15 protein-coding genes are annotated in these 14,043 nt (G+C 36.4%); 14 read left to right on the forward strand and 1 reads right to left on the reverse strand.

All coding sequences use genetic code 11. The annotated features are described in order from the left end of the window. The 5 genes from VIL26_03575 to VIL26_03595 all read left to right on the forward strand — a co-directional run. Positions 1-124 (forward strand): helix-turn-helix domain-containing protein (locus tag VIL26_03575; protein HEY8390013.1); only part of this gene is annotated, 124 nt, incomplete at its 5' end. A gap of 18 nt (positions 125-142) precedes the next feature. After that, complete coding sequence (locus VIL26_03580; GenBank protein HEY8390014.1) at positions 143-1,654, forward strand: HAMP domain-containing sensor histidine kinase; 1,512 nt, start codon at positions 143-145, stop codon at positions 1,652-1,654. Positions 1,655-1,713: 59 nt separating this feature from the next. Then, entirely contained in the window at positions 1,714-2,004 is a 291-nt protein-coding gene (locus tag VIL26_03585; protein HEY8390015.1) for a hypothetical protein, read from the forward strand. A gap of 10 nt (positions 2,005-2,014) precedes the next feature. After that, the gene (locus tag VIL26_03590; protein HEY8390016.1) at positions 2,015-2,428 is read left to right on the forward strand and encodes a zinc ribbon domain-containing protein; all 414 of its coding nucleotides are present in this window, start codon (positions 2,015-2,017) and stop codon (positions 2,426-2,428) included. A 122-nt stretch (positions 2,429-2,550) separates the two neighbouring features. After that, a complete protein-coding gene (locus VIL26_03595) occupies positions 2,551-3,084 on the forward strand; it encodes a stage V sporulation T C-terminal domain-containing protein (GenBank protein HEY8390017.1) in 534 nt (177 codons plus the stop codon). A gap of 59 nt (positions 3,085-3,143) precedes the next feature. Here VIL26_03595 and VIL26_03600 read toward each other — a convergent pair whose 3' ends face one another. Further along, a complete protein-coding gene (locus VIL26_03600; protein ID HEY8390018.1) occupies positions 3,144-3,587 on the reverse strand; it encodes a hypothetical protein in 444 nt (147 codons plus the stop codon). 152 nt (positions 3,588-3,739) lie between these two features. Here VIL26_03600 and rsmA point away from each other — a divergent pair, with 152 nt between their 5' ends. The 9 genes from rsmA to VIL26_03645 form a co-directional block, all read left to right on the forward strand. Beyond that, the gene (gene rsmA / locus VIL26_03605) at positions 3,740-4,555 is read left to right on the forward strand and encodes a 16S rRNA (adenine(1518)-N(6)/adenine(1519)-N(6))-dimethyltransferase RsmA (protein HEY8390019.1); all 816 of its coding nucleotides are present in this window, start codon (positions 3,740-3,742) and stop codon (positions 4,553-4,555) included. Between the two features lie 10 nt (positions 4,556-4,565). Continuing rightward, positions 4,566-5,534, forward strand: coding sequence for an alpha/beta fold hydrolase (locus tag VIL26_03610; protein HEY8390020.1), 969 nt, complete (start codon positions 4,566-4,568; stop codon positions 5,532-5,534). Between the two features lie 68 nt (positions 5,535-5,602). After that, positions 5,603-6,463: a M14 family zinc carboxypeptidase gene (locus VIL26_03615; GenBank protein ID HEY8390021.1), complete on the forward strand. Its 861-nt coding sequence runs from the start codon at positions 5,603-5,605 to the stop codon at positions 6,461-6,463. A gap of 105 nt (positions 6,464-6,568) precedes the next feature. After that, positions 6,569-7,021 carry a tRNA adenosine(34) deaminase TadA gene (gene tadA / locus VIL26_03620; GenBank protein HEY8390022.1) on the forward strand — a complete coding sequence of 151 codons (453 nt, stop codon included), beginning with the start codon at positions 6,569-6,571 and terminating at the stop codon, positions 7,019-7,021. A gap of 72 nt (positions 7,022-7,093) precedes the next feature. Next, the gene (locus tag VIL26_03625) at positions 7,094-8,203 is read left to right on the forward strand and encodes a DapH/DapD/GlmU-related protein (GenBank protein ID HEY8390023.1); all 1,110 of its coding nucleotides are present in this window, start codon (positions 7,094-7,096) and stop codon (positions 8,201-8,203) included. A gap of 7 nt (positions 8,204-8,210) precedes the next feature. Continuing rightward, on the forward strand, positions 8,211-9,164 hold the full coding sequence (locus VIL26_03630) for a ribose-phosphate pyrophosphokinase (protein HEY8390024.1): 954 nt from the start codon (positions 8,211-8,213) through the stop codon (positions 9,162-9,164). 3 nt (positions 9,165-9,167) lie between these two features. Further along, positions 9,168-9,731: an aminoacyl-tRNA hydrolase gene (gene pth / locus VIL26_03635; protein ID HEY8390025.1), complete on the forward strand. Its 564-nt coding sequence runs from the start codon at positions 9,168-9,170 to the stop codon at positions 9,729-9,731. 18 nt (positions 9,732-9,749) lie between these two features. Then, positions 9,750-13,163 (forward strand): transcription-repair coupling factor, encoded by a 3,414-nt coding sequence (gene mfd, locus VIL26_03640; GenBank protein ID HEY8390026.1) that lies wholly within the window; start codon positions 9,750-9,752, stop codon positions 13,161-13,163. A gap of 68 nt (positions 13,164-13,231) precedes the next feature. Continuing rightward, positions 13,232-14,043: hypothetical protein (locus VIL26_03645; protein ID HEY8390027.1), on the forward strand; the 812-nt coding region annotated here is incomplete at its 3' end.

A 14,043-nucleotide genomic window follows, 5' to 3' on the forward strand; every position in this document is an offset into this window, starting at 1 on the left:
TTATGGAGAAACTAATGTAGTCGATGTATATATAAGATATCTTAGAAGTAAGATTGACTATAAGTTCGGTACTCAATATATTCAAACCTTACGAGGCACAGGTTATATACTAAAAGACGAATAATTTTTTTAGGAACCTAAATTGGACGCTGACATTGAAATAAAAAATAAAAAATCTTTTTGGAAACGGTTTTTATCTACTTTATTAACCGCTTTGCTGTTTGTTCCCAAGCAAATTGCAAAAATTTTCAAAAAATTTTCCGCTTGGTTTAATTATAATGTAACGGCAAAAATGACGATGATTAATGCCGTTATTTTTACCTTTTTTGGTACCGTTCTGTCTATATTGATAATCTTTATTACAGAACAGTCCGTACTTACTCCGCACATTTCGGAATTAAAGCATTATTACAGCTATATCGCCAGTGATTTATATAAAGAATACGATCAAGAAGTTTTGGTGAGCAAAGCTCCTGAATTAAAAGCCGCTAATATTGAGGCTGCAGTTCTTAGTCATGATAATGAGCTACTGTGGACCAATTTATCTCAAACAAGCAAAAGCTATGCTTTATTGTTAAACACGCCTCTTAATAAAAAAGTCGTTACTGAGACCAAAATCATGTATTATGCTGGAGAGGTGCAGAATAACAGCGGCAACACCTACAAAATTTATTTGGGCAGACACATTGATTCTGATTATTATCTTTTGTTAAGGCTAAAAACTGCTGTTTATACTATTATTCCTCTTTGTTTGGTGGTACAGCTTATTGTAGGCATTTTGTCTGGCGGGGTATTGCTGTCGCCTATAAGAAAAATAATCAGTCAAACCAGAAAAATAACAAGGGATAATCTTTCTACTGCTAGGCTTGACGAAGGCAAAGCGACAGGCGAGTTAAAAGAACTTATTCAAGTATTAAATCAAATGCTGGACAACCTTCAAGAATCGTTTGAAGCTCAAGAACGTTTTGTATCCGATGCTTCGCACGAATTAAAAACGCCTATCGCGGTCTTGCAAGGTTACAGCGATATGCTCAAACGCTGGGGTAAAAAAGACGAAGCTGTTTTGGATGAAGCCGTGGATGCAATATTCAAAGAAACTCAACATATGAAAAACCTTGTTGAAATGCTTTTGTTTTTGGCAAGAACTAACAACAAGACCGCCAATTTAAAAATTGAAAACTTTTTCTTAAATGATCTGCTTGAAGAAATTATGAAAGATGCCCAGCGGACGTGCAATAACAGAATATTATCCACAGGCAAAATGATGGCATTTACTATTGATGCGGATAGAGAACTAATAAAGCAGCTTATAAGAATATTGATAGACAATGCCATAAAATATACCGCGGATAACGGAGAAATAAAGCTTAGCTGTTACACAGACGGTGAATTTGCTTATGTGGTTGTTCAAGATAACGGCATAGGAATTTCAAAGCAAGACCTTCCTCATATATTTGAAAGGTTTTATCGTGCCGACAAAGCCCGCTCGCGGGGAACAGGCTCTGGATTAGGTCTGTCTATCGCTAAAAAAATCGCTGATGTGCATAACGCAGAAATCTTGATAAGCAGTGAACCAGGAGTTGGTACGGTAGTTAATCTAAAATTAAATCTTAACAATGATCAAAATTCTGTTTCACAGCAACTAATAAAATAGGCTAATATTTTATTTGTTTTTTTGCATATAAATGTTATACTTGTATTTGGGAGATCAATATGAATTACTGCATAAATTGTGGGAGAAGCGGTGAAGGCAAGTATTGTTCCTATTGTGGAATTGATCTTTATACCGTACCCGAAAAATTTAAAGAAAATAAAGTTGAATTTAAAAAAGCCAATATCTGGCTTAGTATATTATGCGTGTTATGTTTCTTGATCGGGATCTTTATATATTTCAACTTTAGAAAACAGCCTGAAAGCATAATATATCTCAAGATGACACAATTATCTGCTTTGATTGCTTGTGTTGTTGTGTCTATTTGGTTTTTATTTATATTAATTATATAGGAGAGAGAAAATGAAGTGTCCTGTTTGTCTTACACAAATACCTGATGACAGTGTATTTTGCACAAATTGCGGAACAAGAATCCCTGTTGAATCAAATCCGCAACCTGCGCAAACACCTCAATTTACTTATAGTTCCCCTCAACAGCCTCAGCCTCAGCAATATTATCAATCCAGAGTAGATGATGCCGGATGTCTTGCAATATTAATCAGTTTCCTGCAACCGTTTATAGGGTTTGCTCTTTATTTGGTCTGGAAAGAATATCGTCCAAATAGCGCAAAAACTTGTTTGATTACTGCTATTGTCGCCTTGGTATTGTCTGTCTTTAGTGGAATAGTACTTGGAATTATAGGAGCAGTTTCTTCAGTTGCTAAACCATCATATATGGATAGTATAGGGCATATAATCAATTTGATTAAGTCTTAGCTTTTTTTATAATGTTAAATTTTACCGCCAAAAATTATTGGCGGTTTTTTTATTTATAGTATTTTTATGGTGTATATTTTTGGTCTCAAATAATAATTACTATATATACAAGGAGTGTGAAAATGAAAGCAACAGGTATAGTAAGAAGAATTGATGAATTAGGCAGAGTAGTAATACCCATGGAAATAAGACGCACCATGAAAATACGTGAGGGCGATCCTTTGGAGATATTTACAGATACCGACGGCGAATTGATTTTGAGAAAATATTCTCCTATGGAAAGCGTAGAAGCTTATGCTGTTTTTTTGGCTGATTCGATCTCTGAAACCGTAGAAACTGGTGTAATTATATGCGATAAAGATGTTATCGTCGCAGTAAGCGGATTGTCAAAAAAAGAATACTTGGGACAAAATATTACTGGCGAATTAGAACGCGCCATAGAAAACAGAAAAACTGTACTCAATGTTTCTACAGATAAAATAGTTTCGGTAAAATTTGATGACAGCAATTACCGCTCCCAAATAATATCTCCAATAATCGCAGCAGGAGACGTATATGGTGCAGTTGTATTGTTGTCTAAAGATAAAGTTTTGACTGATATGGAATTAAAAGTTGCGGTGTCCGCATCTAATTATTTGGGTAAACAATTGACATAAAAAAACAACGGCTTGATTTCTTGCTTTCTTTTATAGAAGGCTTGATAAGCCGTTATTTTTTAATTCAATGAATTTATAGTGATATTGCCGTTATGCGTTACAGTTACGTTACAGCCTAAAACTTGCTCAAAGAAATCTACAGGAACAAAAAGCTCATTATTGATAACTTCAGGAGGAATATCTATTGAATAATATTCTGATCCTTTTGAATAATAAAAAAACACCAAATCGTTATTTTCAGCAAAAGAATACCTGATTAAGATTGCATCAGAATCAAAATAGCTTGACTTGTAGATTTTGGTGTATTTGTCTTTGTGATTATATTCCACCTGATAACCCAAAAACATCGAAATTGAGCCTACAGGAAGCATCAATACTTCTTTTTCTTTAAAAAATGTATAATGAGCGTTTGCTTGAAGATTTTGTCCGTTTACATAAAGACTAAAATTCTTGGAAACTGAAGATGTGTTTTCAGTAGAAAATTGCTTTAATGTAGTGTCCAAAATAATCTCCTTGATAATTTATTGTCTAAGTTATTATATCATTTTGAAATAGTTGAGTAAAGCGTATAAAACTACCTGAAACTTTTGTTAATGTTTTGTTTATGTTTTGTTTTACATAACCTCAAATAAAATGCTATCATTATTAATAAGTTATGGATTTTAATGGAAAAATATTAGAAAAAAAATTTGGTCAAAATTTTTTGACAGATGGTAATCTATTGAAGGCTATTGTGGCAGACGCTGGCATTAACAAAACTGATAACATTTTGGAAATCGGCACAGGCGCTGCGACGCTTACCAAGGCTTTGAGTGAAAATGCCAACAAGGTTGTTTCGTACGAAATCGACCAGACTTTAGAGCCTTTGATAAAAAATAATTTACAAAATGCTGACAATGTCGAGATTATCTTTGAAGATTTTTTGAAATCCCAAGAACAAGACATAATTGATATTTTAGGCGCAGATTATAAAGTCATTGCAAATATTCCTTATTATATTACTTCACCAATAATCTTTAAGTTGATTGATTTTGCGCACGCGCCTAATAGCATTACTATAATGGTGCAATACGAAGTCGGTGAAAGAATAACCGCTAAGCCGGGATCAAAAGAATACGGCGCAATTACGGTAGGAATTAATTCGAAATACGATACAAAAATATTAAGACGCGTAAAAAAAGAGATGTTTGTTCCGCCGCCCAAAGTTGATTCATGCATCGTGCATTTTACTCCAAATTCTTATCAGATAAAAGATCAAAAGTTTTTTAGGCGTGTAGTTAAAAGCGCATTTCACATGCGTAGAAAACAGCTTATCAACAATTTATCCACAGACTTTAATCTTAGTAAAGAAGAACTTAAAAGCATACTAAACTCTTTAAATATAAACGTTAACATACGTGGAGAAGATATGAGCATACAGCAGTTTATATCTCTATCACAAACGCTGTATGATTATATAAATAAATTATAAGAGGGAATTTATGCCTATTATTGACATGCCTTTACATGAACTAAAAAAGTATCAAGGTATCAATCCGCGTCCCCATGATTTTGATGAGTTTTGGGACAAAACACTAAAAGAGCTTGATTCTATTGATCCCGATGTCAAAATTATGCCTTGCAGGGATTTTGAAGCAGTAAATGCTGAATGCTATGATTTGTACTTTACAAGCTTGGGCAATGCAAGAATTTATGCAAAATATTTAAGGCCCAAAAAGATTGACAAAAAATGTCCTGTTATCCTTATGTTCCATGGTTATGGCGGACATAGCGGCGACTGGGCGGACAAAACAGTTTACACCAACGCAGGCTTTATTGTGTTGGCTATGGACACGCGCGGACAAGGCGGCAAGTCTGAAGATAACAATGTTGTAAAAGGTACAACACAAAAGGGTTGCATTATAAGAGGTATAGACGACAGCCCTGAAAAATTACTTTACAGATATATATTTTCAGATACTGCGATGCTGGCAAGAATTGCTCAAACGCTAGACGATGTTGACCCCGATAGGATTTATGCAGCGGGAGGATCGCAAGGCGGAGCTTTGACTTTGGCTTGCGCAGCTTTAGCTCCTAATTTAATCAAAAAAATTGCGCCTGTTTATCCATTTTTGTGCGATTATAAAAGAGTATACGAAATGGATTTGATAATCAACGCTTATGAAGAATTAACATTTTATATTCGGAATTTTGCGCCTACTATAGAACTTATTGAACCTATATGGCAAAAACTTGGATATATAGATTTGCAGTATCTTGCGCCCAGAATAAAAGCTGAAGTGCTGTGGTCTATAGGACTTATGGACAATGTTTGTCCGCCGTCTTGTCAATTTGCGGCATACAATAAAATAACTTCAAAAAAAGACCTTGTTATATATCCAAATTTTGGGCATGAATGGCTGCCGCTACAGTCTGATAAGCAATATATGTTCTTCACTAAGGATTATTAATTTTAAAGCGTGTTTTTTATAACACGCTTTTTTTCACATCAAATACAATCTTTTGCATATAAAATACTATGTATTCGTATTATGACCTTCAAGTAGATATTGGTTATTTATCCAACATGGGGGCAGATGTATTATATATAGGTAATACGGTGCTGGGCAGACCTATTCCATGCTTACATATAGGCGATTATACTCCCAATCAAATTCTCATTCAGGGCAGTATTCATGCAAGAGAACATATAACTTCGCAATTAATAATTGAGCAAATTTATTATGCGCTGAGAAGATATGGAACAAATTTTGGGGGCGGAATTTATTTTGTGCCTATGGTAAATATTGACGGTGTAATGCTTGCACAATTTGGGCTCGATGAAGTACCCCAAAACCGTCATCAGTTTCTTCTTGATGTCAATCAGGGAAGTACAGATTTTTCTTTGTGGAAAGCCAATATCAATGCAGTTGACCTAAACACCAACTTTCCAGCACGCTGGGGAACAGGAGTGCAAAATGTGTTTGTACCTTCACCGTCAGATTATGTAGGACCATATCCTGCTTCTGAACCTGAAACTCAAGCGCTTATGAATATAACAGGACGCGTTTATCCACAAATTACAATAAGTTATCATACAAAAGGGCAAGAAATTTATTGGGAATTTTATCAGCAGGAGCCTAACAGAACAAGAGATTATAATATCGGCGTCGGATTGTCTAATCTTACAACTTATACACTTATAGACGGAACATTGGGAAGTGCAGGAGGATACAAAGACTGGTGTATTCAGAACTTTTTTATTCCTGCTTACACCATAGAAACGGTTGACGCATCATATCCTTATCCAATAGACTATATAGCGTTGGAAGAAGATTGGGAACTAAACAAAGAAGTCCCTATGTTTGCGTTAAACCAGGCAAAAGCTGTTTTTGGTTAACTGCTATTTTTATAAAATTTCTTTCAAAAAAAATGCTGTTATTTAACGGCGCGTTTGTGTTATTATATTTTTTATAAAGAAAGTTTTAAAGGTCTTAATACACTCATGACAGATGAAGAATACATGCGGATTGCATTAAAAGAGGCAAAAAAAGCTCAAAAAACCAAGGATGTGCCCGTTGGCGCTGTAATAGTAAAAGACGGTAAAATTATTGCAAAAGGGCATAATGAACGAGAAAAACATAATGATGCCACCGCTCATGCCGAAGTTGTAGCAATACGACGTGCAAACAAAAAATTAAAAACTTGGTATCTTGACGGATGCGTGCTATATGTAACGATGGAACCGTGTGTTATGTGTTCGGGCGCAATAATTAATTCACGTCTTAAAAAGGTGGTTTTTGGAGCAACTGATTACAGATTTGGTTGCTGCGGTACATTATTCAATTTACCTCAAGATACACGCTTTAATCACAGAGCAGAAGTTGTAGGCGGAGTCTTACAGGAAGAATGCGCAAAACTGCTTACGGATTTTTTCAAACGCTTGCGTGAAAAATAACCTTATTGATAATCTAATTCATAATAATGTGTATCGTTTGACAATAATTTGTAAAGGGAATAAAATAAAATTATGTTTTCTGACTTTTGCGGTGTTATTTTAAGGATAGATCATCCTAGTTTTAAACGTAGCCCTTCATACGAGCTTAAGGTTTGGGGCAAATCTATGATAGAATGGGTATCTTCAGTTTTTGTTGAAGAGCCCTTTATTTATGCTGATATTATCCAAAACGAAAAAGAACATGAGCAAATAAATAGTGCATTAAGCTCTTTGGAATTTGACTGTAAATACGTAGTTGTTTTGTATTCTGATACTCCTCTTATCACCCGCAAGACAGTTTTAGAGGCTTTGGAGTTAATAGAAAGCAAATCTCTAAATTGCGTAAAAATGACCAGAGGTTTTGTAATTCGTAAAAACTGCCAATCGCCTTTAGAAGAAATGCAAAAAGCCCAAAGACATTATTTTTCATGCCAAGATGATTTCTTAACTGCGGGCAATTTTAAGACCTTATCTTTGATAAATGAGGTTATGCATCAGCGTATTATAGAACGTCATATGCTTAACGGGGTTTATTTTTTGGACCCTAATACCACATATATTGATGACAGTGTTGAAATAGGAACGGGCGTAACCGTCTATCCAAACAACCATCTCATAGGAAAAACAGTAATCAAAGATAATGTAACTTTGTTTGACGGAAATTACATAGCGGACAGCACCATAGGGCAAAATGTAACGGTAAAATCATCTAATATTAACAATAGTATTATTGGAAATAATACTACTGTAGGTCCGTTTGCTTATCTTCGTCCTGAAAGCGTGATAGGTGAAAATTGTCGCATAGGCGATTTTGTTGAGGTCAAAAAAGCGCGCGTCGGCAACCATACTAAGGTAAGCCATCTTACATATTTGGGCGATTGCGAACTTGGTCAAAACTGCAATGTAGGATGCGGAGTAGTTTTTTGTAATTACGACGGTGTAAAAAAACACTTCTCAAAAGTAGGAAACAATGTCTTTATAGGCAGCAATACTAATATAGTTTCACCTGTAGTAATAGAAGATAATGTTTTAATCGCTGCAGGTTCAACCATAACTGACGACGTAATGCAAGATAGCCTGGCAATTGCACGTGCGCGTCAAGTCAACAAGCCAGGCTACAAGAGAAAAAATTCGGAGGACTAATTTTTCAATGGTTTCGCACAACGACAATGTTAAGCTCTTCGCAGGCAACGCATGTCCTGCACTTGCCCAAAAAATCGCCGCAAAGTTAAATTTACAAATGGGTCAAATTGAGGTCGGAAGATTTTCAGACGGCGAAATTAACATTCACATCATGGAGAGCGTAAGAGGTTGCGATGTTTTTGTAATTCAATCCACATCATCGCCTGTTAACGATAATCTAATGGAGTTGCTTATTATCATAGATGCGTTAAGACGTGCTTCTGCTGGCAGAATAACTGCGGTTATGCCTTATTTCGGCTATGCTCGTCAAGACCGCAAAGCCCGTGCAAGAGATCCAATCACAGCCAAATTAGTTGCAGATCTTATCACCAGTGCAGGTGCAGATAGAGTGCTCACTATGGATTTGCACGCTTCTCAACTTCAAGGCTTCTTTGATATTCCTGTGGACCATCTTTTAGGCACACCTGTTCTTTGCAACGAACTTTTGAAATCAGAAATTTTAAAGAATGATTTTGTAGTTGTATCTCCCGATATGGGCAGCGTTGCAAGAGCAAGAGCAATGGCACAAAAAATGCATGCACCCTTAGCGATAGTGGACAAGCGCAGACCCAAACCCAATGCAGTTGAAATAATGAATATTATCGGCGATGTAAAAGGCAAAGCTTGCCTGCTAGTTGACGATATGATAGATACCGGCGGAACAATTTGCCAGGCTGCACAAGCTCTTATGGATTCAGGCGCTACCGAAGTACATGCTTGCTGCACTCATGCTGTATTGAGCGGACAAGCAGTAGAAAAGTTGGAAAATTCTGTAATAAAAACGATTACAGTTTTAGATACAATAGAACGCAAAAATCTTGAAAATCTGCCTAAATTCAGAATGGTAAGCGTGGCACCCATTTTTGCAGAAGCTATTGAAAGCATATATATGGATTTGCCTTTGAGCAGATTGTATGAATAAGATATGAAGATAGTTGTAGGGCTGGGAAATCCGGATAAAAAATATTTTAGGACATTTCATAATATGGGCTTTATGGTGCTTGAAGCCACAGCACAAAAGCTTGATGTAAAAATCAAAAAGTCCAGATGCAAAAGCCTTATAGCTGAAGCTAACCTAAAAGGCGAAAAATTTGTTCTGGCTACGCCTCAAACATATATGAACTTAAGCGGCGAGGCTGTGATATCGTTGCTTGAAACCTTTGATGCAACACCTGATGATCTATTGGTCGTATATGATGACTGTGATCTACATGCTGGGGCGTTACGCTTAAGGACTTCGGGAAGTGCGGGTACACATAACGGAATGAGAAACATAATCAATTGCCTCAAAACCCAAGACTTCAAAAGGTTAAGGGTAGGAATAGGCAGCGCACCTCCTAACATATCATTAGCTGATTATGTATTATCCGACATACCCTCAGATATGCGTCAAACAATGTTTGACACAATAATGCGTGCGAGCGACGGTATTATAGAGTGGCTAAACGGCACTCCTTTTGACACCGTAATGCAAAAATATAACGGATAAGCTAATCGTAACAAAAATATGCCCTTAAAATATAATTTACCTATACCGTGCGAAGCCCAAAAAATCGCACAACAAGTATCGCGAGGCATTTCTGCCTCGCTATTTGGCGTGTCTTTGGGCGAAAAAGTTTATTTGACTTCATGCTTTGAGAACTTTGTTTTATACGTAACTTCGGATTATTATTCCGCCGCCACCGTATATAACAAAGTTTCCTCATTATGCAATGCTGCGCTTTTGCCTGCTTTGCCAGATGTGCTTACTTATAAGCAAGGCAGTTCGGACGAAATCTTTTTTAACCGCATTGACGCAATTAACAAACTTATCAGCGGCACTTTAGACGTTCTTATAATAAGCATACAGTCTTTGTGCGAACTGTTCCCATTAGCATCAGATATAAAAGAACACACTCTTACCATAAATCAAAATCAGACATTATCTTTAGACCGCGTTTTATCTGTTCTTTTGGGCGGAGGATACAAAAGAACGAGCTTGGCAAGCACGCCCGGCACTTTTTCGCTGCGCGGAGATATTTTGGATATATATCCTATTACAGGGCAGCCTGTAAGAATTGAGTTTTTTGGAGATACTGTTGACAGCATAAAGACATATTCACCCAGCAGTCAGACAAGAAACCAAAATTTGCAGACTGTAACAGTGTATCCGGTTACAGAGTTTTTCTTAGATGAACAAACTTATATAAGACTTATTGACCAGATTCCAAAAAAGCGGACAAAAAATCTTGATCCTGATCCGCAAGCGCGTCAAAACCGAATTATCGAAGAGCTTATGTTCAAGCTAGAATCCAGGTCTTTAGATAATTCTTTTCAATATATTTCATATATGCTTCAAAGATGCCCTCTAAGCGAGCTTTTGCCTGAGGACACTGTAATTATTTATGATGAAACAAAATTAATATTTGATGCTTTTAATAATTTATATAACGAACACTATTCAAGAATAGAAGGGCTTTTATCCCAAGGAGAAGTCTTTTCTGATGCACAAAAACAGTTTATACAAAAAGAAAAAGTTTTTGAGCTGTATAAAGATTTCTATAAGCTTTCATTTCACAAAATAATCTCAGCTAACAAAATCTTTGAACCTGATGAAATATATAATTTTCAAGTAAAGCCTATCACAAGATATGCAGGCAATTTTGAAGAACTTGTTCAAGATCTAAAAATCTGGCAGCAAAACGGCTATCATGTTCTGCTTTGCGCAAAAGACCGCGAACTTGCCAATGTGTTGCAAAGTTCTATCCGCGATAAAGGCTTGTTTTTGTCTATCACTAATAACATTCCTGATGACTTTTTAAAGACCGGCAAATCAGCAATCGCAATCGCCAATGCCGTCATAGGCTGTTCATGGCATCAAGACAAATTTATATTAATCGGCAATGACGATCTGTTTACCAAAAAAAGTACACTTACTCCATCAAGAGCCAAGGATGTGTTCTTTGAGGTAAAAGAAGGCGATTATGTTGTTCACTTTATACATGGTATAGGTATCTGTAAAGGCATATCCAGAATAAGCGGAACTTTGGGCACAAAAGATTATATTGTGCTTGAATATCGCGACGGTGATACCTTATATGTTCCTACCGAACAAACCGACATGCTTTCAAAATACAGCGGTTCAACACCCAAGCTGTCTAAGCTGGGCGGAGTGGAGTTTGCCAAGATCAAGCAAAAAGTAAAAGATGATCTAAGGCAAATGGCGTTTGACTTGCAAACCTTATATGCCGAAAGAAGTCAGCAAAAAGGTTTTGTTTATGAAATCGATGATGAATTGATGAAAGCGTTCGAAGCGGCATTTCCTTATACCGAAACGCCTGACCAAAGACGCGCTACTGATGAGATTTTGAATGATATGAAAAACGGAAAGGTCATGGAAAGGCTTGTGTGCGGAGATGTCGGATATGGCAAGACCGAAGTTGCTTTGCGTGCGGCTTTTGCTACCGCGATATGCGGCCGTCAAGTTGCGTTTTTGGCACCTACTACGATTTTGAGTGAACAGCATTTTAAAAACACACAAGAGCGCATGAAAGAATGGGGTGTCAAGGTAGAGGTAGTAAACCGTTTTAAATCCAAAGAGGAAATCAAAAAAATTCTACAGCAGGTAAAAGACGGAGAAGTTCAAATTCTTTGCGGAACACATAGACTGTTGTCTAAAGATGTAGTTTTCAAAGATCTGGGGCTTTTGGTACTAGACGAAGAACAGCGCTTTGGGGTGGAAGACAAAGAAAAAATAAAGCTTCTTAAAAAAAATGTAAACGTGCTGTCTATGTCTGCAACGCCTATTCCACGCACCCTGCATATGTCGCTAACCGGAATAAGAGATATAAGCTTATTAAGCGTTCCTCCTGCAGAGAGATTGCCTATTCAAACTTATGTAACAGAGTTATCTGACGGACTTATCAAAGATGCGATAATAAGAGAATTATCAAGAGGCGGTCAAGTATTTATAGTTTATAACCGTTCAGAATTTATTGACAGCTTTGCCGCCAAAGTTAAAAACCTTGTGCCTAACGCCAATGTTGAAGTTGTCTTCGGAACAATGCCCGAAGAACAACTTTCGCGTGCAATAAAAAGATTTTATGACGGCGAAACCAATGTCTTAGTTTGCACAACTATTATAGAAAACGGCATAGACCTTGCACTTGCCAATACCTTGATTGTATGCAATGCTGACCGCTTTGGACTAAGTCAGTTATATCAATTAAGAGGAAGAGTAGGCAGAAGCAATAGACTTGGATATGCTTATTTCACTTTTTCGCCAGATAAAGAGTTGTCTTCTCAAGCATACAAAAGACTAGAAGCGTTAATGGAATTTACTGAACTTGGAAGCGGATTCAAAATTGCGTTAAAGGACCTTGAAATAAGAGGCGCAGGTACGGTTTTGGGAAGAAAACAGCACGGTCACATGGAAAAGGTCGGATATGAGCTTTATGCAAAACTTCTCAATCAGGCAAGAGCCGAGCTTAACAATGATCAAACTCAAGAAATCGTTGAATGCCGCGTTGATGCCGATTTTGATGCTTATATTCCTGATGAATTTACAACTGATAGCGAAGTAAGAATGAGACTATATAATAAGATATCAGCTATTCAAAATCCTCAAGACAGAATTGATGTTATAAAAGAAATCAAAGATGTTTTTGGTTCTATTCCTAGAGAAGTTGAAAATCTAGTTAATATAGGACTATATAAAGGACTTGGCGTCGCCGCTAGAGCTAGAGTTATCCGTATGCAAAAGACAAAAGGCGAAATAATTTTTGACGAGATAACGCCTGAACTTATAGATACTGTAAATACTTATAAATCGTTTTGCCTGCTTGATATAGCCAAAAAGCCCATTGTTAAAATCAAAACTGATGTGTATAAAAACATTTATAGGTTTTTGGATACGCTAAAAGACAAATACAAGAAAAAATAATTGCATTAGCGTGTAAAAAAAAGTATAATATAAGATACTGCAAAATGTAACCAAAGGTCGGAGATGATATGATAAAAAAACTGTTGACAATATTATTATGTGGAGTGCTCGGTCTTAGTATATTATCGGGTTGCTCGTTATTTGTCTTAGACGAAGATAAGGATATGGCTGAACCGGTTGCTGTCATAGCATCCAAAACTATCCCTATTCAAGTTCTGCAATCAGACGGATCATATAAAAAAGATACCTTCACTTCAGAAGAAAAAGTTATTAGCAAGCTTGAACTTGCCAATATCTTTAACCAATATGGTGCAACATATATTCAAAATTATGGCTATACTGTAAAGCAGACTTATGATACCTTGCTTGAACAGCTTGTTGATAGAGAACTTTTGCTGATAGAAGCTGAAAAGCTGATAAAGTCTAATGAAATAAGACTAAAACAATCCGAAATAAATGAAATTTGGCAAAATGTTTATGACACTATTGATGATGTCATTTATAGCTACGAAAAAGAAATTGCCAAAGAATATGAAGAACCTATTTATGAACGCGGTAAAGGTGAAGATCTAAAACCCGATTATCCGACTTTGACTTATCCATATGCTCCTAAAGAAGACGAAGATGTGGAATATGAAGTTGATGAAAACGGCATTCTACAAGATGAAGAAAAATGGACACCCGAAGGCAGCAGAGGTCCCATTTTTGATTATTCTATTATCGAATTCGGCACCGACCAAGCAAAGCAAACATATTTCCAATCATCTGAATATCGCGCTGCCGCTTTAAAGACAGAAGCTTTGAGAAGATTTTTTGAAAATATAAGAGAAAACCTAAAAGCTAATGTTTTATCAAAAGCAAATCAAGCAAAATATAAAGC

The sequence above is a fragment of the Clostridia bacterium genome (assembly GCA_036562685.1).
GTDB lineage: Bacteria > Bacillota > Clostridia > Christensenellales > DUVY01 > DUVY01.

What these genes read in the sequence shown, in the direction of transcription:
- VIL26_03625 (HEY8390023.1), top strand. Translation starts at nt 7,094, where the DNA reads ATGTTTTCTGACTTTTGCGGTGTTATTTTAAGGATAGATCATCCTAGT.
- VIL26_03595 (HEY8390017.1), top strand. Translation starts at nt 2,551, where the DNA reads ATGAAAGCAACAGGTATAGTAAGAAGAATTGATGAATTAGGCAGAGTA.
- tadA (HEY8390022.1), top strand. Translation starts at nt 6,569, where the DNA reads ATGACAGATGAAGAATACATGCGGATTGCATTAAAAGAGGCAAAAAAA.
- VIL26_03630 (HEY8390024.1), top strand. Translation starts at nt 8,211, where the DNA reads ATGGTTTCGCACAACGACAATGTTAAGCTCTTCGCAGGCAACGCATGT.
- VIL26_03610 (HEY8390020.1), top strand. Translation starts at nt 4,566, where the DNA reads ATGCCTATTATTGACATGCCTTTACATGAACTAAAAAAGTATCAAGGT.
- VIL26_03585 (HEY8390015.1), top strand. Translation starts at nt 1,714, where the DNA reads ATGAATTACTGCATAAATTGTGGGAGAAGCGGTGAAGGCAAGTATTGT.
- VIL26_03590 (HEY8390016.1), top strand. Translation starts at nt 2,015, where the DNA reads ATGAAGTGTCCTGTTTGTCTTACACAAATACCTGATGACAGTGTATTT.
- mfd (HEY8390026.1), top strand. Translation starts at nt 9,750, where the DNA reads ATGCCCTTAAAATATAATTTACCTATACCGTGCGAAGCCCAAAAAATC.
- pth (HEY8390025.1), top strand. Translation starts at nt 9,168, where the DNA reads ATGAAGATAGTTGTAGGGCTGGGAAATCCGGATAAAAAATATTTTAGG.
- VIL26_03615 (HEY8390021.1), top strand. Translation starts at nt 5,603, where the DNA reads ATGTATTCGTATTATGACCTTCAAGTAGATATTGGTTATTTATCCAAC.
- rsmA (HEY8390019.1), top strand. Translation starts at nt 3,740, where the DNA reads ATGGATTTTAATGGAAAAATATTAGAAAAAAAATTTGGTCAAAATTTT.